Origin of the sequence: Herpetosiphon geysericola (assembly GCF_001306135.1) — a bacterium.
GTDB classification, from domain to species: domain Bacteria; phylum Chloroflexota; class Chloroflexia; order Chloroflexales; family Herpetosiphonaceae; genus Herpetosiphon; species Herpetosiphon geysericola.
On sequence record NZ_LGKP01000008.1, the window covers coordinates 1 to 19,448 of the forward strand.

Sequence of the window (19,448 nt, forward strand, 5' to 3'; positions counted from 1 at the left end):
GCGGCCACGGCGGGTTTTGGTCGGTAAGAGCGGGGCAATTAATGCAAACTGGGCATCGGTCAATTCATGGCGAGCCATAGACACCTCCTGCCGAAGAGTCTACCATGGAATTATCAGACAGAACCTACTCAGGATCATGAGTGTTGATCCCAATCACAAGCGTGGTATTCCAGATTCCTCGAAACAAGCTCATCGCACATGGTATGTGCTCTTGCTTGGAGAATCCAAAGCAAGTGAATGTTCAACCGCCACAATACCGAAATAATGCACTGATCTGAACGCCCTAAAACTCCAAACGGCCCAGTTGGGCCGCTTGAAGAAGAGAAGAGTGTGTGTGAGGAGGAAGGATTTGTGCATAGTATCGCCTTCCTAGCTTACCGAGAACCTAACGATTGCTCACACCCATAGTCCTATATTCCTGCTTGCCATGGGGGTTAGATTTTGCTAACAATATCCCCTTGGCGAATTGTGCCTGGTTGTACAACTCGGGCGTTGATGCCGCGCAAGTGTAATTCCTTGCCGACCGCCGAATTAACAAACTTAATCGCATCTTGGCCATAACGTTGGGCGAATTTTTTGCAACCATTATGCGGTTGATCGGTTACCTCGATAATTGCATCGCCAATTGCCAAGCGCGTGCCTGCTGGCAAATTCTCGTCGCTCAAATCAAGGTCGATAAATAATTGATCGCCAGCCAATTGCCAACGCTCTTGATCTGGCGAGAGCAGGCCAATCGAGCGCACATTGATAATATTCAGCTGCATATCGGGGTGCGAGCTACCATCTTCGGTGCGCGAACTACCGCGAGTTTTCCAATTGTCGCCAACTAAGCCTTCGACCAAATCGAGCTGGCCTTGATCGAGCACTTCGCGTTGCTCAGTGGCAGGTCGACGAACGATTAATTGCAAAACCCCTTGATTCTTGGGCGCTTGGCGAATATGGTCTAAGCCAGCTTCAAGCGTCTCCATTGGAACGTATTCAAGATCGATCATAGTGCCTACCTCAGCCTAAACAAAAAAACGAGCCTCCTGTTGGAGACTCGCTGCGCCAACTGTGGCGCTTTATTATGCCATAGCCATGGCTGTGATGCTAGCGGAATTTGAGCAAATTGCCCAATTTGATCCCATGGGCTTGCAAGCGTTTGCTAACGTTGCCCAAAACCCAGGCAATTGGGGCGATTGCGGCCAAGGCTAAGCCAAGCCACAAGCTAATCGACCAAGTTTCAAGCAGCGCCGCCCGCCAAACGAGCAACGCGCCCAGCGCTGAAAGCCCAGTCCAAATGCCAAGCAGCCAGAGCATACTTGCTCGGCCTTGAATCGCACCACGCAAGGTTGCCACTGCAACCCAGCCGAATCCCAGTAGACCCAAAAAGCCGAGCCACGCCAATAACGTCCAAATCATACATCCTCCAATGCCAAGCAAATGCAATCCGAGGATACTACGCTGTTAGCGCCCCAAGGTTCCAGCTTAGTGATTGAGCGCCACAACCTTGCCCGTAATCAGATATTCGATCTGTTCAGCCAAGTTGGTAACCCGATCGCCGAGCCGTTCGAGGTTATGCGCCAAGGTCAGCAGGTGAATTGCGGCAGCAGCCAGCTCAGGGCTGCTAGTTGAAATGTTAACTGTGGCTTCGAACATCTCACGATACAATTGATCAATCGCATCGTCGAGCGTTGTTACGCGGTCGGCAAAGCTGCGATCGTTTTTGCGCAAGGCTTCGAGGCCAGCATGCAAAATTTCGCTGGTGCGCTGACTCAATTCATTAATTAAGCGTGGAATTGGTTGTGGCATTTCGGCAACGCTAACAAAATTGGGCGTGGCAGCAATCCGTTCCTGCAATTTGCAAATCGTCGCTGCATAATCACCCATGCGTTCTAGCTCTGGCAGAAGGCTAAGAACCACACTCACCAAGCGCAAATCACGGGCTAGTGGCTGTTGGGTTGCGATGATCAACAGGGCTTGATCATGCAACCGCTGCACCTCGTGATTGATTGTTTGGTCGTTTTGCACAACCTTGCGCACCGTCGCTTGATCGTAAAGTTTGATCGATTGCAGCGCTTCCGATAAAGCTGCTTCGACCATGGTGCCAACCCGAAAAACCCCATCGTGCAACTCGGTGAGTTGTTCATCAAAAACTTGACGGTGAGACACGCCCATTGAAAACCTCCAACAGAGAATTTGCCAACCTGTTCCTCAATTAAGCCCGTTGTTCATTCAGGTCGGCCATTTGCCCTGTTGCCATAAAGACAACCCGTTCACCAATATTGGTGGCACGGTCGGCGATGCGTTCGAGATTATGCACAACGTACAATAAACGGGTTGCTTGTTCAACAGTGCTAGCATCAGCAATCATAACTTCGAGAATTTGGCGTTGAACGTTATCGGTTTGGTTATCGATTTCGTCATCAGCAGCGCTGAGCGTTTTGGCCAAATTAACGTCAATTCGCGTATAGCATTCCAAGGCGGTGCGCAGCATCGTTTGCGCTTTGCTGGTCATCGATGGCACTTCAGCTTGCGGCTTGAGCGCTGGCGTTTGGCCTTGCCGAATCGCAATTTTGGCAATTCCTTCAGCATAATCGCCAACGCGTTCAAGCTCACTCGCAATCGTAATAATCGCACTCACTAAGCGTAAATCACGCGCGACTAATGGTTGTTGGGTTGCAAACAGCAAGAGGGCTTTTTCTTCCAAAGCATATTGGGCCTTGTCAATTAAATCATCGTTGCGAATAACATCCTGGGCCATGGCCTCGTCATGGTTGGTTAAGGCCTGAATCGATTGGCCAATAGCGGTTTCGACCAACGCTCCCATGCGTAAGAGATCATCGTTCAATGACCGAAGTTGCTGCTCGTAATGTTCCCGTGACATACCATCCTCCGATGCGCTAGGAAGGCTACGCCTGCTGGATAAAGTAGCTGAAATGTCGAATAAGCTTCCCGTGAATAGCCTGCGATTATACCACGCTTTTGGCTTTTTTTTCGATTGAATTAGATCGCTGATCCAGGCAGCGATTAATCACTCTTGGGCAAGTTGTAGGCCAGCCGAAAGCCCAATAAATGGGTCGAGCGCTCAGGGGGCAAGCGAAAACGGCAGGTATTGCGGGCAAAATGGCCAGGATTGCCCCAGCAGCCACCGCGCATAATCCGCCGCCGATCAGCTTCTGGAGCAGGTTGTAGCGCTTCGCGTCCATCATCAGCAACATAGGGATACGATTTTTGCAGTGAGTTTGTCCATTCCCAAATATTGCCTGCTAAATCGTAAACCCCAAATGGACTTGCTGCCTGTGGATAACTGCCAACCGGAGCTAAGCCACCGCGCATGCTTTCTTTAATATTCATCAGCGTTGGGTCAAAATCATCGCCCCACGGGTAGATTCGCGTATCGTCGCCACGCGCTGCTCGCTCCCACTCTGCTTCGCTTGGTAAGCGCAAGGCTAGCCCAACTTCGCCACCTAGCCAGCCACAAAAGGCCACTGCTTCATCCCATGTTACATCGACCACCGGATAGGCGGCAAGCTCTGCTGGCGGTTGCGAGCCATGCCAAACAATCGGCGCTCGCTGGCCTGAATGCTTAATCCACTGAGCATACAGTTCGTTGGTAACTGGCACTTGGGCCAGCGCAAAGGCGTCAATTTCAACCGGATGTTGCGGTGCTTCTTCAGCATACGATTCGCGCGTGCCGCCGAAACGCCGCGCTAAATCGCTGAGTTGCTCGTTGGGCGTGCCCATTTGTAAAATCCCGCGTGGAATTGAGCAAAAATAGGGCAAAAGATCACGAATTTGCTTCAATTGGGCTTCCTTCATGCCAAAAAATGCCAATCTGTGGCTCTAAAGATACCAGACTTTTGATTGTGCTAAGGAGGTGCGCCGATGTTGCAGCAGATTCGTTGGCAATGGCTACTGGGAATTATTGTGGCTGGTTTTTTGGGCTGGAATCTTTGGCAATCAACCGCCAGCGCTGGCTCGGAGGGCGAGGAGGCCTTGAGTTTGTGGCCAACCAGCGCCCCCACTGAAGCACCAACGCTTGAGCCAATAACGCCGACCTTGGCATTAACCCCGACCATGGCCGTCGCCGAGGCAACGCCAACGATTGGCTTGTTGGGCGCATATATTAGTGGCGCGGTGGCTAAGCCTGGGGTTTATGAGTTGCCTCTTGGCGCACGGCTTGATGATTTGGTGCAGGCGGCTGGCGGCTTGCAGCCTGATGCCGATTCACAGGCGCTTAATTTGGCGGCCTATTTGCAGGATGCTCAGCATGTGCATGTGCCAATCGTTGGCGAAACGCCTGCGCCGACCAGCGAGCCAACGGTTGCCCCGCAAGCGGTAGCGCCCGCGCAAGCGCCAACCAGCGTTGCGCGGCAACCAATATTAATCAATATCAACACGGCCAGCGCTGCTGAATTAGAAAGCTTGCCTAAAATAGGCCAAGCAATAGCCCAACGTATCGTGGCCTATCGCGAGGAGCATGGCCCGTTTGCCACGATCGAGGCGCTTCAAGAGGTCAAAGGGATTGGCGCGAGCACGTTTGCGGAAATCGAAAGCCTGATTACGGTCGAATAAGCCTTGCTTGCCCGTGCTATTCGTGATTACGATCATTGAAAGGCTAGGTTGTGCTTGCTGGTTCAAGCCTGACCGCCTGATACTGCGGGCGCAAGCGCAGAATGACCACGACTAAACTGATTGCAACCAAGGTTGGCAAGCGAATGCCCAATTCGCCATCAAGAAATAACGAGTTGCCAATTAAACTGAGCCATGGCAAAAGCAAACAATATTTTGGCAGCCAGCTTGGCTGTTGGCGTTGTTGATAGAGTTGGAAAAGCAACAGCGCTGGCGTAATGTAGAGCATGGCATCGTGACCATACATATGCAACGAAAACAAGCCGCCAAAGGTTACGGCCAAGCTATAATTCCACGCTTGTTGCTGTGGATGCTTGGCCGAGCGCCAGATTAGGCCTGCAAAGCCGAGCGCAGCTAAACCTAGTCCAATCTGCGAGGCGGTATTGACCAATTGTTTGTTCTCGGCGCCAAACCACAAGGCCAAGGTTCCGCGCAGGGTAAAAGTTTGGCTGGGTTTGATGCCATTTTGATCGAAAAGATTGAGTGTGCTGCTGCCGCTTGCTAAATAATTTGGCCACATATCCCAGCCCCAAATGAGGCTGCTGATGCCAACAAAGCCAACGCAAATAAGCGCAAACCAGAATAAGCCGCGCCAATAGCGTTGAATAAGCATCCATAAGCCGATAAATAGCACAAATTGAAACTTAAAGGTTGCTATAAAGAGCCAAAACGCTGCCTTAAACCATTGTTCACGTTGGGTCGAACGATAGACTTGATAGGTTGCCAAAAGCATTAAAATTGAAAATGTGCCAAGATAGAGCACGGTTGCAATGGTATGAAAACCAAAAATTGCGCTCATAATCAACCATTTATTGGCCGTTTCAGTCGCGCCCAGATCGTTCCAAACGAGGCGCATAAAATAGGCCAGCATGGCTAAATTAATCGCATACCAGACAAAAAACGACACCGTAAAGGGAATCCATGTTAGGGGCAGCATGAATATTGCGGTATGTGGCGGATTGACATAAATCAAGAGATTGTTGACATCGCCTGGCGTAAAACCACGATATGGTGCTTGATAGTCGGTTTGGGTATTCATATCGTAGAGCAAATGAGCCTGATCAGCCTTCACAATTTCGCCTGCAATATAAAAACTTGGATAATCGGAGGTTGCAGGGTCAAAACCTAACAAAAAGCCACTTAATAATAAAAAGAAGCCGATAATAAAATTGGTTAAGGTAAGCATTGAACGATAATCACGCATGATCGATGCTCCATGTCTCAATCGCTTGATAGCTGCTGGCTTGGGGTTGGGTGTTGCTTCGGATCAGTTGACAGGTGGAATATACCGCCGGATTGGCTGGCCATTGGCTTGCTTGGAGTTGGCTCGCAAGCGCTTCACGCTGCTGCTTGGTTAATTGCGCGCTGACGTAGCCCAAGGTGATATGGGGATGCCATGGCCGAGTTTCGGCGACAATCCCAATGTGGCTGCTGCACGCAACAATTGCTTGTTGCAGCTGAAGCAATTGTGCGGGCCATTGCTCAAAGCCGGCCCAAACGACGCTTGGCTGGCTAGCATTTGGGAAATAGCCCCATGTATTGCAACTGAGGATGGGGGCTGTTTGGGTTGCGAGGATTGTGCTTAGGCTTTGTTGCAAGCTTGGCAGGCAATCGACCGCAACATTGCCCAAAAATTGTAAGGTTAGATGCAGATTTTCGGGCTTGCTCCAGCGAATCGGCAGCTTCAAACGGCGTAAATCTGCTTGGATCGCCAATAATTGAGCATGGCAACCGGCGGGCAGATCGAGGGCAATAAAACACCGCCATTGCTCGTTCATGCTCAGTCCTTGCAATTAAAGGAATTGCACAAAGGTCAGGCCGCGCACTGCTTCAATAATTGGGTCGAGCACCAGTGGCGGATACAAGCCAATCACCAAACAAATGCCAAGCAAGGCCACGGCGACAGTGGTTGCGCCTAATGGCTCGCTGCGCTGGGGCGGCGGTGGCGGTAAGCCCAAGCCACGAAAATCGGTTAAGTCCTCTTCGGGCATGGCTGCTGGGGCACGACCTAAGAAGTGGTCGCGTAAGACTAAGGCGAAGGCATAGGCGCCTAACATTGTGGCAATCAGCAACGCTACAAGATAGCCGCGGCCCTCTTCAGCAGCCCCTTGGTAGAGCAGCGTTCTGCTGGCAAAGCCATTGAATGGCGGAATGCCGAGCAAGGCCAACACCCCACAGATGAAAACGCCACTGGCCCAAGGCCGTCGCCGCAACCAGCCATCGCCAGCAGCTGCTCGCGTTGGTTCGGGCCGCTCTAGCAAGGCCACTGCTGTCCATAACACCACGCTCAAGACCAATTGATTAAATGCTTGGAAGAGCGCTCCTGTCAAGCCAGTCGTCGAGGAAACCACGCCGAACAGCATCATGCCGCTATCGGAAATTAACAACATTGCCAAGAAGCGGCGTAATGATGGCCGTTCGTGGATTGCCAGCAAACTACCGCCAATGGCCGAACCAAGCGCCACAAAGCGCACTAAGCGCAACCGTCCAGGATCAAGTGTCAACAAACCTGGCGCAAGCAAAAACTGGAAGGCCGAAACCAAAAACAGCAGGGCCGCCAAATTGATCATGCCAATCAGAATGCCGACCAACGGTGGCGAATCTTCAAGCAAATCGGGTAGCCAACTGTGAAATGGAATAATCGCCAAGCGCAAGCTGATGCCCACAACCAACAGCGCCAACAATGGCCGTGCCAATGAGGTTGTGCTTAATCGATCAGGGGTATTTTCGAGATCGGCCAGCACAAAACACAACGCCAACAAAACCCCAGCCAACAGCATCATCACCAAGTAGCGCAAACCACTGCCAATTGCCCGACCGCGCAGCAAGGTTGTTGTGCCAATCGGCAAATCGACTTGAGCCAGAATAATTGCCAGGCCGGTGGCTAACAGCAAGAGCGTAATTAAAAATGGCGATTGAACATCAATCGTTAATGCAGCATTGATCAAACTAAAAATGATCAAGCCAATCACCACGAAATTTTCGCCGTGCGCTACCCGCGTCGCCACAATAAAGGTTATACAAAAACTGCCAGCGACGGCAAGCAAAAATAAGCGATTGATCGCCCGCACCGTCATACTTACGCCAACGATGCTAATTGGCTGATCAACTGGTACTTGCCAAATGACCCAGCCAAGCAGAATAGTCGTGCCAATCGCTAAAATTTGCACCAAGCCTTGTTGTTGGCGCAGGGCAAAACAGACCGCCGCCATGACCAATGGCAAGCAAAACATCAGCAAGAAGGTCATTTCAGGCGCTCCGTTTCACTCAGATTCAAGGTTTTAAAGCGGCCATAGAGCAAACCGCTAAGATAGGCGATCGCCAAAGCCAAAAGCAAGGTAACCAAACTCAAGGTTCCTAAGGCCAAAATGTTAATTCGATTGGCCAAGGTGGTGTAGAGCAAGTCTAAGCCGCTGAGGCAAAGCAATAAGCCCAGCCCAAGCTTCAAAATATCGGTGGCTAGCACGAGGCTAATCAAGCCAATAAACACTTGCCAATACCAGATAAAATCGATTGCACGCGCTAAGCCAAGCTGATCGGGATACATTTCGACTGCCAATGGCAAGACGCGGGGCAAGAAAAAGCTAGCTAAGCCAACCAAGAGTGTGGCCCAAATTGGCACAATATAATCGCCAAATTTGCGATTTTCTTGGGTGCTGGCGCGTTGAGCAACCCGGGCGGCGCGGCGTAGCTCAGCCAACGAAAATTCATCGAGATCTTCAAGGCCATACTCGCGCGAGAAGGTCAGCGCCGTAATGCCCAGAATAATCGCCACGCCCACGCCGGTAATCAACTTAATAAAGACCAGTGAGCTAAACTGCCGTCCAGCAATCACCAAATCTGGCACAATAAATTGCTGTTGGGCAATAAACAGCCCTTGGGCAATATAATTAACCAAAACCGCAATCAGGCTAAAACGCCAATCACGCATAATCGCGATGACTGCGCCGCTGGCCACCAGCAACGTCATTAAAATCCAGATGGTGATTGTCATAGGCTGTTTATGCTCGCCGGATCAAGCCGAGTGAGCTTCCTCTATTGAATTAATAACAAAACAATCGTAATCGCTGCGATTAGGATGCCGGTCAGATAGTAGCGCCCGCTAAAGAGTTGCAAAACCCAAGCGACGCGGCTGCTGAGGCCTTGCAAGATGCCATGACTTTGGCGCAATGCGGGGCGTGGATTGCCGAGCAAGGCAAGGCCACTGAGCATGCGGCTGCTTGCTGCTGGCAAATGCGCCGTGCCATCATCACGATCTGGCTGTTCGCCGCCTGTCCACGGCATCATTGCTTGGCGATGGCTGCGAAAACAACCGAAGAGCAGAATGATAAAACCAAGTGCTAAGCTTAACCGCAAGCCAATACTCATGCTGCCAAGATCATCCATTGGGCTGGGCACTGCTTGCAAGGTGCGTAAGGCTGGTTGCAACAGCCAAACCAAGATTTCAGGAGCCAAACTCAAGCCAATCAAGGGCAAACTTAGCCCGAGCAAGAGGCCATCGTTAGCGCGGCCTGCATCGACTGGGGTCACTGGGCGTTGCGGATCGACTCGCCAAAACAGTGCATTCGAGCCAATGAACGAGAGCAAAAGCAAGCCACTGCTCACGAAAAAGACACCCATGCTCCAACCACCAGCGCCAGTGTAATCCATCAGCCAACGGCGTGCCCAAAAGCTTGGCAATGCAGGCAAGCCAACCGCCGCTGCGGTGGCAAGCGCATAGGCCAAGCCAGCGGCTCGCAATGGTGCGCCCAAGGCTGGTTGTTTGGCGATCAAGTCGCTGCCGCTGCGGCGCTCCAATGTGCCGAGGGCCATGGCTCCAAGCATAGTTGCCACCAAGGTTGTGACGGTAATCGTCAGCGTTGCCATCACAACGGCGGTATTATGCTCGCCACCAAGTGGCAGATTTGGCTTGTAGCGACCCAAGGCCATAGCTACATTGCCCCATTGGGCCACTGCCTGCCAACCAACCAACGGGCCAAAGCGGGTTGCGCGCAGCGCATAGGCCGCCCCGACAATACTGGCCAACGCCCCAACGTAGCTTAAGCCCATAAACCAAGTTTCTGGCCATGTGCCAAGATTTAGCCCAAAGAAGCGCAAGAAGGTATAGACCGCTAACACAGGCACGCCAGCACTGATAATCAAGCCATGCAAGGCTGGGGTTGTATCTTCATCATCGCTAAGCACCCGGCCAAATGGCGGAAATCCAAGTGCAATGCCAACCCCAACTGCCAGCGGCAACCAGGTGCGTAAATATTGGCCAACTCCAATATCAGCCATCACAAACGAGCCATCAAGCACATCTTCTGGCCGTACTGATTGACTGAGAATTGCCACCAAAATTGCAAAGCCGCTGATGCCGCTCATGCCCAAGGCCGAGGGCGTGCGCTGATCGTCGCTGCCAACAACTTGGCGGGCAAGGGTACTGCCCAATAAGGCAAGCCCCCAGCCAAAGGCCAGCAGCAGCAAATCGCCAGCTAAAATGCCGAGCAAACTGCCAAAGACCATAATTGCAATGCCCGACCAGAGCCGTCCATAGCCAACCAAGCCTCGCCCAAGGGCTAGCGCCAAGTGGGCAAAGCCAATGCTGGTGAGCAACAAGGTGATGCTTGCAAAGAGTAAACTCAAGCCATCAAGGTGCAAGGTCAGCAGCGAGCGCATGAGTGGGTTGGGGCCAACTCCATAGCTGGTAAGCCAAGCTCGTTGGCCAACATCACGCGGCAAATCGCCTTGAGCGAGCCACCAAATGATAGCCAGTGCTCCAAGCGCCAAGCCGCTGGCAATTAAGCCCAACAAGCGCGTGCGCAAACGCTGGCCAGTTAACCAACTGCCCAAAGCGATGATCATCAGCAGCCCAAAGGGCGCAAGGGTGAGTAGTGTTTGTCCGTTCATGCGTTATTCTTCGCTACAGGCAGTGCAAGCACTAGCCGAGGCGATAATTAAGGGTGCGTCGTCGATGTTCATTCCAGCCAAAATTGTCCGCGCAATCAAGCGATCGAATTGACGTGGTGCATCGATCTTGACGCTGGTTAATTTGACCCCGTTGCTTTGAATGCTATAGCGCAGCGTGCCCCGAGCTGATTCAACGTTCGCCGTGACACTGCCTTGCGGCACGCTATCGGGCGCATTGCCGGCCCAATCGCCGCTGGGTAAATTGGCGAGCACCCGAATTGCCAATTTGAGGCTTTCAAAAGCTTCAAGCGCAAAAATGACCAAGCGCGCATAGACATCACCGCGTTCTTGGGTGACACGGCTTGGGGGAAATTGGGCATAAGCCCCATAGGCACGATCAATTCGGGCATCAAAGCCAATGCCCGCTGCCCGCGCCATCGGGCCGCGCACGCCAAATTGTTCTGCTGCTTCGCGACTGAGCACGCCTATGCCAACGCAACGCCGCAAAACCCCGCGATGATCGATAAAGCGATCAACGAAACGATACATGAGGCGTTCAAGGCGGCGAAATTGTAGGGCCATCGATTCTTGCTCGGTGCTGCTGAGATCTTGGCGCACGCCACCTGGCACAATATAGTTAGGCGGCGAGCTGCTGCCACACAAATGTTGCATAACTTCAAATAAGCCATGATGCAGTTTTTGCACATGCTCAGCATCACGCTGCAAGCCCAAAATCGTCAGCACATCTTTCATGGTGCTAAGATGGACGGTGGCGCGTTCGACTTCGCAGGCCAGCAGCCGTAAAGCAGCAGCCCGTTCAGAAGCATTAATTTTAAGTAATTGTTCGAGTGCCAAGCAAAATCCCAGCGAGTGGGCATGGCTATCGGCAGCACAAATATGGCTCACAAGGTGCAATCCCTGAGGAATGGTGGTGCGCGTCAAACGCTCGCTAATGCCGCGATTGGTGTAGCCATCGCGAAATTCAACATCAGCAATCTGTTCGCCCTCAACCCGTAAGACCATGCGCATCGGGGTTTGCCAGTCGGGGTGAAACGGGCCAAGCGGTAAAACGTAGCTCAAACTCAATGCCTCACACAGATCACGAACCATCAACCCTGCCGATTATAGCATAGGCTTCTCGATACTGTGGAATTGATTGGCAAATGGCGCTCCTGCCGCAACAACAGCGCCACTGCAATTAAGCCAAGGGAAAGTTTTTAATCACAAGGAAGATGCCGAGGGCAATCACGAAGAAGGCAAAGCTGCGTTGTAAGGTTTGCACTTGGATTTTTTGAGCGAAGCGAGTGCCGAGCAAGTTGCCAATCACGCCGCCGCTAATAATCAGGCCAATCAGCGTCCAATCGAAATGGCTGCCCTGCAAATGGCCCAAAATACCAGCGCTACTATTTAATGCAATCACAATCAGCGATGAGCTAATGGCGGTGCGCATTGGCATATGCAGCAATAACACCAAAGCAGGCACAATCAAAAATCCGCCGCCAACGCCCAAGAACCCGGTCAAAAAGCCAACGCCTAAACCGCCCATCACGACTGCTGGCCATACGATCGCTTGTTCGTCGGTTTTGGCTTGAACTTTGGGGCGCAACATTAAACTGCCAATGATCAGCATTAGGCTGCCAAACATTGTCAATAGCCAAACCTCTGGAATATATTGCGAAACTCGGGCGCCCAAAAAGGCTGCGCCCAAGCCGATGCCGCCAAATACAAAGGCATGACGCAACATACATGGGCCACACCGACAATTCAGCCATGCCCCAAAGGCAGCGTTCAAGCCAACAATCACCAATGAACTGGTGGTTGCGTCGTGAGCGCTTAGTCCAAGCACATAGACCAAGGCTGGTACGGTCAGAATCGAGCCGCCGCCGCCCAACATTCCCAAGGTGAGGCCAATGCTAGCACCGACCAACAGTGCTAGCCCAATCAAACTTATATTCATGTTACTAGCGTTCTTCTGGTAAGCCAGCTTTGTTCCACGCCAGCATGCCGCCACGGGTGTTGTAGATGTTGCTCCAGCCATTGCTCTCAAGCCATTGGGCGGCCATGCTACTGCGTTGGCCTGAGCGACAAACTACGACGATTGGCAGATCATGCGGGATTTGGTTGCGATAATTGTTGAGCTGGCTCAAGGGCATCAAATTGCTGCCTTTGATATGACCCGTGGCATATTCAGCTGGCTCGCGCACATCGATCAAGAAGATCGTTTGTTGATTGGCCCACACTTGCAGTTCTTGAACACTTAATTCGTTGATCATACGTGACGCTCCTTTTGTAATTCATACCAACCATTCCAACCATCGCTCAGCTCAAGCATTGGTTGGCTGAAATGGGGTTTGAGCAAACTCATCGCGATTGGCGAACGCCCGCCCGCCTGACAATGCACAATCAAGGGTTGATCATTGGGAATTTCGGCCATGCGCTTGGGCAATTCATTTAATGGAATGTTAACCGCCTTGGCTCCGTGACCGTTGGCATATTCTTCGGGCGTGCGCACATCGAGCACAAACGCCTGATCAAGCTGATCGACCAAGCTGGCGGCTGGTACCCGTTGATAGCTTTGGCTTGGATTGGTTTTGAGCCATTCGGCTAGCACATCGGGCGTGATAAAGCCCTCAATCTGGTCGATGCCGATCATGCTTAGCTCGGTTTGGGCAGTGTTGGCGGCTTCAGCAGTGCCAATTAACACAACCTTGCTTGCGACTGGCACAAACCAACCAGCCCAGCGATTGAGCATTGCGCCGCTGCTGAGACTGAGCGCGCCTGGAATGCTGGCTTGGGCAAAATCATTGGCCGAGCGTAAATCGATAACTAACCGATTATCAAGCTTAATTTCGGCGCTGCTGAGGGCTGGCAAACGTTGCGGGCGTGGCTCAGGGCCATCGCGGTTGATGCGCTTCATCGCGGCGAAATAGGGTGGTGGCGTTGGCTGACCATCGAGCACTGCGGCTACAAAATCAGCCTCGTTTTGCTGTTTGAAAGCCCAATTAACTTTCTTTTCATAGCCCAAGGTGCTTTGCGGCACGGCTCCCAATGCTTTGCCACAAGCGCTGCCCGAACCATGGCCTGGCCAAACTTGCAAGAAATCGGGCAAGGAAGCGACCCGCTGCAACGATTTGAATAAATCTTTGGCTCCGGCCTCGCTGGTGCCTTGCACGCCAGCGGCTTTTTCGAGCAAATCAGGGCGGCCAACATCGCCAACAAACAATAAGTCGCCTGTGAAAATACCCATTGGTTGATCGCCAGCAGGCGTGTCGGTGAGCATAAATATCACATGTTCTGGGGTATGCCCAGGCGTGTGCAAGACCTCAATCTTCAAATTGCCAACCATCCAGCTAGTACCATCGTTGATCAATTGCACATTGGGGCTGCTGCTGGCAAAAGCATATTGCCAAGCTGCTGGGCCTGCCGCCGAAAGGTATAGTTTTGCGCCAGTTATTTGGGCTAGTTCGCGGCTGCCAGAGACAAAATCGGCGTGAATATGGGTTTCAGTGATTGCGCTAATCCGCAGGCCAGCAGCTTTGGCGGCATTCAAATAGACGGTACTATCACGATGCGGATCAATAACTAAACCTTCGCCGGTTTTTTGGCAACCAACCAAATAACTGGCTTGAGCCAATCCATCGTGATATAAGCGTTGGAAAAACATACACAGCCCTCCATTTTGCTGTTACATATTCTTGATGCGTTTGCTTGTACAATGGTTACATGGATTGGTTTGCAGTTAAGGAAGTGCGATGCAAAAGCCATGGGAAATTGATGCCACCTACTATCAAGAGGAATCAGAGTTGATTCAGGCCTTGCGGCGGCGTGAGCGCATGGCTTGTACGTGTCTGCTAAAACGTTATGCTTCACGTTTGTATCATGTGGCCCTCCGTATGGTGGGTGATGCCGATGAAGCCGAAGATGTGATTCAAGAGAGTTTTATTGAAGCTTGCCGTAAAATCGAGCAATATCGTGGTGATGGTGCGTTGGGTGCGTGGCTCCAACGGATTGTAGTCAATAGCTGTTTTATGCGGTTGCGGCGTAAGCGCGCACAAACCGTATCAATCGACGAGCAGTTTGATTTGGAGAGTGCCAGCCCACGGCCTGAATTATGGGTTTTGGATCGTGAGTTGAGTGCTGAATTACGCAACGCGATTGAGCAATTGCCCCAACGCTTACGAATGGCCTTGATTGCCCGTGATATTGAGCATTACAGCACCGAGGAAGCAGCCAAATTATTGCAGCTAACACCCTCGGCCTTGAAAGTGCGGTTACATCGAGCACGTGCGGCCTTGCGCGATATTTTGGCTCAAGGCAGCGAAACGGCTGAGCCAGCGATCGATCATCTGACTGATCAGATGCTGGAAACACTATGCACTGCTAACTCTAGCCCGTCAATAGCCCGCCAGTCATCAAAATAGAGGTATGAAGATTGTAGGGAGAATAATTAATTTTCTTTTATCGCGATAGAATTCCACATATCCTTTTAGGTAATCCAAGTGTTTGGTTGAACAGATCTACGTTGCAGAGTATGGTTGCCTATTGCCTGAGTTAATCCAGTGCATGTGACCTCAATAAATTCTGGATTAAGATCTTAGCAAACTGGCAAGAGCACTACAATCGTAGCATGGCGTGTATGGCCAATTGAGCCACGGGCGTTGGCCATTACAAGGATAATGCGCAATCGTTGGGCTTTTCATGCGTCTGTTATACTTGCTGGCATGAACGATTCACAGCGCTTAGCCATGTATTTACAGGCATGGCATCTTTCGAACCCGCAGCTGCTTGAGCACACCGCAACCAGCACCCTTTATACCGTGAGTTATGGTGGCGAGACGTGTGTGCTTAAACTGCTGAATGCGCAAGAAACTGATGAACAGCGTGGTGCCTTGGCGCTGCACTTGTTTCAAGGAAACGGCGCTGTGCAGCTGCTTCAGGCTGATACGCATGCCCAATTACTCGAATATGCAGCGGGAGCCGAGCTTGTCACGTTGGTCGAAGCGGGGGCAGATACAGAAGCCACATACATTATTGCCGAGGTCATTACACGCTTACATGCAGTTCCCCAAACCAGCCCGCCAAGCGGATTAATGGCGCTTGATCGCTGGTTTGCGGCGTTATTCCGTCAAGCAGCAACCGACAAGAAAGCAGGAATCGCATCGATCTATGTGCGCGGAGCTGCACGCGCGACCCAGTTATTTGCTGACTCGCGTGAGCAACGGATTCTCCACGGCGATATTCATCATCGCAACATTCGCCATTCAGCCCGTGGCTGGCTGGCTTTCGATCCGAAGGGCCTTGTGGGCGAACGAGCCTATGAATGCGCCAATACCCTATGTAATCCGGTAATTCCTCAACTTGTTCATAATGATCAGCGGCTGCTCAGTAGCGCCACTATCCTTGCAGATCTGCTTAAACTTGATCGATCGCGCATTCTTGCATGGACGTATGCCTATGCTTGCCTTAACGCAAGTTGGTGGCTTGCGATCAACAGCGTTCAGGCGATCAATTTTGTTGAGTGGTCGCTTGCGATTGCCGAGCGCATCGAACCGCATCTCGATTAATCGTGCATCTGGCAGCCTTAGACATTTCATTATCGACGCTCAGCACATAAATTTGGGGTTGCGGATTATGTGCTTGATCAAATGCGGAGGCAATTTAGCTTACGCATAAACGGCACTCCACATCGACATAATGTACTACCAGCCTAATAAGCTATCGATTTAGCCAGCGAGTATTTCGCGAACCATTGGGATCACCTTGGTGCCATACAATTCGACAGCACGCATGCGGGCGCTCATGGTTTGGGTGCCAGAAGTGTAAATAAGATCGAAGCGGCCAACGCCGAGCGATGAAATCGTGCGCGCTATCTTGCGGGCTACTGTTTCTGGCGAGCCGATGTAGAGCGAGCCAGAATCGCGTTCACGCTCATACTCGGCTCTGCTTGATCGTGGCCAGCCCCGATCTGCACCAATTCGATCGCGCATGACGCGGGCGTGCGGCCAGTAGGCATCCCATGCTTCTTCGTCGGTATCAGCAATAAAGCCAGGCGAGTGGATGCCAATCGGATGGGCTGTGGTGCCAAACTCGGCAGCAGATCGTCGATACAACTCCATGTAGGGCGCAAACCGCTCGGGTGCGCCACCAATGATCGCTAGCATCAGCGGAAACCCATAGAATGCTGTACGCACGATCGACTCTGGAGTGCCACCAACACCGACCCATGTTCGCAGGTGGCCCGACTCGGTTTTGGGAAACACATCGGCATTGACGAGCGGCGCACGCATAGTGCCGCTCCAAGTAAATGGTTGCTCATTAAGCAACGCTGCAAACAGCGCGATCTTTTCCTCAAACAACACGTTATAGTCACGCAGATCATAGCCAAACAGCGGAAATGATTCAGTGAACGATCCACGTCCGAGGATAACCTCAGCCCGCCCGTTTGAAAGCGCATCCACAGTTGCAAAGCGCTGAAAGATCCGAACTGGGTCGTCGGAACTCAGGACGGTTACGCCTGAGGCGAGTTTAATGCGGTTGGTTTGCGTGGCGATTCCAGCCAGTACCGTCTCGGGCGTTGAGATTGCATACTCCTCGCGGTGGTGCTCGCCGAGGGCAATCACATCGACTCCAATCTGGTCTGCCAGCACAGCCTCATCGACAACTTGGCGAATCGCCTGAGCATAAGAAACGCGAGTCCCAGCATCGTCGGTCGGCACATCGCCGAAAGTGTCCAAGCCAAAAATAATATCGTTCATAAAAAGCCTCTTAAAAGGTTGGGCAGCGTGTTATGCGCCCAACTTGAGCAGAGTGACAACCAGCAACCAAATGCAATCGGATCAACCTGCGCCTGATTCGTCTATTCGATTAGTTGGTGGGCTGTTGAATCAGCTATAACACCAGCTAATTCTAAAATTTCGTTTATATATAAACTACTAGCGTAAAAAAATGTGCTGGAGTACGATTAGGTTAGCTGCTGTTTTTCACTGATCATTCTTTCTCCGCTTTTGTTTATTTGGTTTAAGCATAAACTATTTAATCCGAATTCGCAACCATGCAGCGTTAATGAAGCAATAACACTCGATTTTAGGGCAAACCAAGCGCTGCCATTAGCTCACTTGCCGCAGCTGCACCTGCCCGATTTGCGCCAATGGTCGATGCGGATGGGCCGTAACCTACCAGATGTACGTGGGGATTGCTTGCGACCTGGGTTGCCAGCCGTCCAGTCATGGTAATGCCGCCACTCGGCTCACGCAGCATGAGTGGCGCGAGATGGTCGAGGGCATTGCGAAAGCCAGTGCACCACAGAATAACGTCGGCACGCTGGTGACTCCCATCCGCCCAGCGCACGCCATCTGCTTCGATTTCGGCAAACATGGGCTGGCGCTTCAGAACGCCACGAGCCTGCATTGCCTCGATCGCAGGAGTAAGCGCTAGCCCTGTGACCGAGACCACCGATGTGGGTGGCAGGCCACGCCGCACCCGATCTTCAACCATTGCTACCGCTGCTCGTCCGCGTTCCTCGGTAAACGGGCCTGTAAAAAATTCCGGTGGTCGGCGGGTGACCCACGTCGTCGTTGTAACCTGCGAAATCTCATCAAGCAACTGGATCGCCGAGATACCACCGCCGACGACAAGTACATGCTGGCCGATAAACTCCTCAGCCGTCTGGTAGTCTCTGGTATGGAGTTGGCGACCTTGGAAGCGTTCAGCGCCAGGATATTCTGGAATAAAGGGATGCTCCCACGTACCTGTGGCGTTGATCAGCCCCCGTGCCGACCATATACCGCGATCTGTCTCAATGCGGAAGCGCTCGCCGCGCGCACAAACCATCGCAACATGAACAGGCCGATAGACTGGGAGTTGGAACCTTTGCTCATAAGCAGCAAAATACTGCGGCACTGCCACGCGTGCCGCTACCTCGGCTATGTTTGGATCAACCACCTCTGAGAAGCGCATCCCCGGCAAGTCGTGAATCCGGTTGACGCTACTCAAGGTCAACGATTCCCAGCGATCTTGCCATGCTCCGCCAGGTGCTGGAGCCTGATCAAGCACTACGAAACCACGATGCGGTGCTAAGCCACGCCGTTTAAGCTGATACGCTGCCGAGAGGCCAGCTTGGCCAGCGCCGATCACGACGATCTCAGTCTTGATCGTAGCCGAAGGTTCTAATAATGGTTTGGTCGCCTGCTGGTTGTTGGGGTTGTTCATGGTGCTTATGCTCATCCAAGAATTCGATCAGCGCATCATTCAGTTAATCGCTTGCGTAAAAAATTACGCTGTTCGAAGGGCATGCTTAAATCGGCGCAACAGATCATGCAAATTGTGGCCATCCTCGGGTGAGAGTACCGCCAAGCACTCGGCAATCAGCGCCTCATGCTCGGGAACAACTTGGGTTGCCAGGGTCGTGCCATGGGCTGTGAGGCTGACAAGATGGGCACGGCCATCCTCGGGGTGAGGTTGGCGTGTGACAAGGCCAGCCTGTTCCATGCGATTAAGCAGGCCAACAATGTTGCCTTTGCTCACCAGCAGCCGATCAGCGAGCGCTTGTTGGACAAGCCCCGGCGTGCGGAAGAGCTGGGCCAAAACGTCAAATTGGGCTGGGGTTAGGCTATAGGTGGCAAGTTGGGCGTTTAGACGCTGGCTGATTGCGGCCATCACCCGATGGAAATATAGCCAAGTGCGTACTTCCTGACTCAAACGAGGTGGCATAGAGCCGTCCTTCCTAAATATAGTTTAAGTGTATACTATCCGTGCAGGATGTCAAATTTGGCTAGCAGCATATCAATCGATGCGCCTTTATTCGCCCTTGCTGAGCGTGCTGGTATCTGGCAAGCGCGTTCTTTATCTCGCATTGCGCGCTCGGTTTTGCTGCTTGTCGAAACGACTAGCCATGGCGTATTATGAGGTCATATTGAGCGATGATGAACGGCGGCTTTGGCTGCCAC

Annotated in this window: 20 protein-coding genes; 3 read left to right on the plus strand and 17 right to left on the minus strand. The window is 52.1% G+C overall.

The features are described from left to right. Positions 1–434: 434 nt before the first annotated feature. The 5 genes from SE18_RS03605 to SE18_RS03625 form a co-directional block, all read right to left on the minus strand. Positions 435–992, minus strand: a complete 558-nt coding sequence (locus SE18_RS03605; protein ID WP_054533055.1) for an MOSC domain-containing protein — start codon at positions 990–992, stop codon at positions 435–437. 97 nt (positions 993–1,089) lie between these two features. Next, the gene (locus tag SE18_RS03610) at positions 1,090–1,401 is read right to left on the minus strand and encodes a hypothetical protein (RefSeq protein ID WP_054533056.1); all 312 of its coding nucleotides are present in this window, start codon (positions 1,399–1,401) and stop codon (positions 1,090–1,092) included. A gap of 66 nt (positions 1,402–1,467) precedes the next feature. After that, on the minus strand, positions 1,468–2,157 hold the full coding sequence (gene phoU / locus SE18_RS03615) for a phosphate signaling complex protein PhoU (RefSeq protein WP_054533057.1): 690 nt from the start codon (positions 2,155–2,157) through the stop codon (positions 1,468–1,470). Positions 2,158–2,197: 40 nt separating this feature from the next. Then, positions 2,198–2,866 (minus strand): phosphate signaling complex protein PhoU, encoded by a 669-nt coding sequence (gene phoU / locus SE18_RS03620; RefSeq protein ID WP_054533058.1) that lies wholly within the window; start codon positions 2,864–2,866, stop codon positions 2,198–2,200. A 143-nt stretch (positions 2,867–3,009) separates the two neighbouring features. Continuing rightward, the gene (locus SE18_RS03625; protein ID WP_170206267.1) at positions 3,010–3,786 is read right to left on the minus strand and encodes a formylglycine-generating enzyme family protein; all 777 of its coding nucleotides are present in this window, start codon (positions 3,784–3,786) and stop codon (positions 3,010–3,012) included. 81 nt (positions 3,787–3,867) lie between these two features. Between SE18_RS03625 and SE18_RS03630 the strand changes: the two genes are divergently transcribed. Then, the gene (locus SE18_RS03630; RefSeq protein ID WP_054533060.1) at positions 3,868–4,557 is read left to right on the plus strand and encodes a ComEA family DNA-binding protein; all 690 of its coding nucleotides are present in this window, start codon (positions 3,868–3,870) and stop codon (positions 4,555–4,557) included. Positions 4,558–4,600: 43 nt separating this feature from the next. Here the strand turns inward: SE18_RS03630 and SE18_RS03635 are convergent, their stop codons facing one another. The 9 genes from SE18_RS03635 to SE18_RS03675 form a co-directional block, all read right to left on the minus strand. Then, positions 4,601–5,818 (minus strand): glycosyltransferase family 87 protein, encoded by a 1,218-nt coding sequence (locus SE18_RS03635; RefSeq protein ID WP_054533061.1) that lies wholly within the window; start codon positions 5,816–5,818, stop codon positions 4,601–4,603. Further along, on the minus strand, positions 5,811–6,392 hold the full coding sequence (thpR, locus tag SE18_RS03640) for an RNA 2',3'-cyclic phosphodiesterase (protein ID WP_054533062.1): 582 nt from the start codon (positions 6,390–6,392) through the stop codon (positions 5,811–5,813). The genes SE18_RS03635 and thpR overlap by 8 nt, the downstream gene beginning before the upstream one ends. A gap of 15 nt (positions 6,393–6,407) precedes the next feature. Next, on the minus strand, positions 6,408–7,862 hold the full coding sequence (locus tag SE18_RS03645) for a proton-conducting transporter transmembrane domain-containing protein (RefSeq protein ID WP_054533063.1): 1,455 nt from the start codon (positions 7,860–7,862) through the stop codon (positions 6,408–6,410). Further along, positions 7,859–8,608, minus strand: coding sequence for a hypothetical protein (locus SE18_RS03650; protein WP_054533064.1), 750 nt, complete (start codon positions 8,606–8,608; stop codon positions 7,859–7,861). Before SE18_RS03650 ends, SE18_RS03645 begins: the two co-directional genes overlap by 4 nt. Before the next feature lie 41 nt (positions 8,609–8,649). Beyond that, positions 8,650–10,503, minus strand: coding sequence for a hypothetical protein (locus SE18_RS03655; protein ID WP_054533065.1), 1,854 nt, complete (start codon positions 10,501–10,503; stop codon positions 8,650–8,652). 3 nt (positions 10,504–10,506) lie between these two features. Further along, on the minus strand, positions 10,507–11,583 hold the full coding sequence (locus tag SE18_RS03660) for a hydrogenase large subunit (protein WP_160319464.1): 1,077 nt from the start codon (positions 11,581–11,583) through the stop codon (positions 10,507–10,509). 118 nt (positions 11,584–11,701) lie between these two features. Then, on the minus strand, positions 11,702–12,460 hold the full coding sequence (locus SE18_RS03665) for a sulfite exporter TauE/SafE family protein (RefSeq protein ID WP_054533067.1): 759 nt from the start codon (positions 12,458–12,460) through the stop codon (positions 11,702–11,704). A gap of 4 nt (positions 12,461–12,464) precedes the next feature. Continuing rightward, entirely contained in the window at positions 12,465–12,776 is a 312-nt protein-coding gene (locus SE18_RS03670; protein WP_054533068.1) for a rhodanese-like domain-containing protein, read from the minus strand. Then, a complete protein-coding gene (locus SE18_RS03675; protein ID WP_054533069.1) occupies positions 12,773–14,167 on the minus strand; it encodes an MBL fold metallo-hydrolase in 1,395 nt (464 codons plus the stop codon). Before SE18_RS03675 ends, SE18_RS03670 begins: the two co-directional genes overlap by 4 nt. A gap of 88 nt (positions 14,168–14,255) precedes the next feature. On the opposite strand from SE18_RS03675, the gene SE18_RS03680 reads away from it, so the two are divergent. Both SE18_RS03680 and SE18_RS03685 read left to right on the plus strand, forming a co-directional pair. Then, positions 14,256–14,924, plus strand: a complete 669-nt coding sequence (locus tag SE18_RS03680) for an RNA polymerase sigma factor (protein ID WP_054533070.1) — start codon at positions 14,256–14,258, stop codon at positions 14,922–14,924. 255 nt (positions 14,925–15,179) lie between these two features. Further along, positions 15,180–16,067: an aminoglycoside phosphotransferase family protein gene (locus tag SE18_RS03685; RefSeq protein WP_054533071.1), complete on the plus strand. Its 888-nt coding sequence runs from the start codon at positions 15,180–15,182 to the stop codon at positions 16,065–16,067. Between the two features lie 159 nt (positions 16,068–16,226). On the opposite strand, the gene SE18_RS03690 is transcribed toward SE18_RS03685, so the two are convergent. The 3 genes from SE18_RS03690 to SE18_RS03700 all read right to left on the minus strand — a co-directional run bounded on the left by SE18_RS03690 (position 16,227) and on the right by SE18_RS03700 (position 19,212). Continuing rightward, positions 16,227–17,258 (minus strand): LLM class flavin-dependent oxidoreductase, encoded by a 1,032-nt coding sequence (locus tag SE18_RS03690; RefSeq protein WP_054533072.1) that lies wholly within the window; start codon positions 17,256–17,258, stop codon positions 16,227–16,229. 328 nt (positions 17,259–17,586) lie between these two features. After that, positions 17,587–18,711 carry an NAD(P)-binding domain-containing protein gene (locus SE18_RS03695; RefSeq protein ID WP_054533073.1) on the minus strand — a complete coding sequence of 375 codons (1,125 nt, stop codon included), beginning with the start codon at positions 18,709–18,711 and terminating at the stop codon, positions 17,587–17,589. 63 nt (positions 18,712–18,774) lie between these two features. Then, positions 18,775–19,212, minus strand: coding sequence for a MarR family winged helix-turn-helix transcriptional regulator (locus SE18_RS03700; RefSeq protein WP_054533074.1), 438 nt, complete (start codon positions 19,210–19,212; stop codon positions 18,775–18,777). Positions 19,213–19,448: the final 236 nt, after the last annotated feature.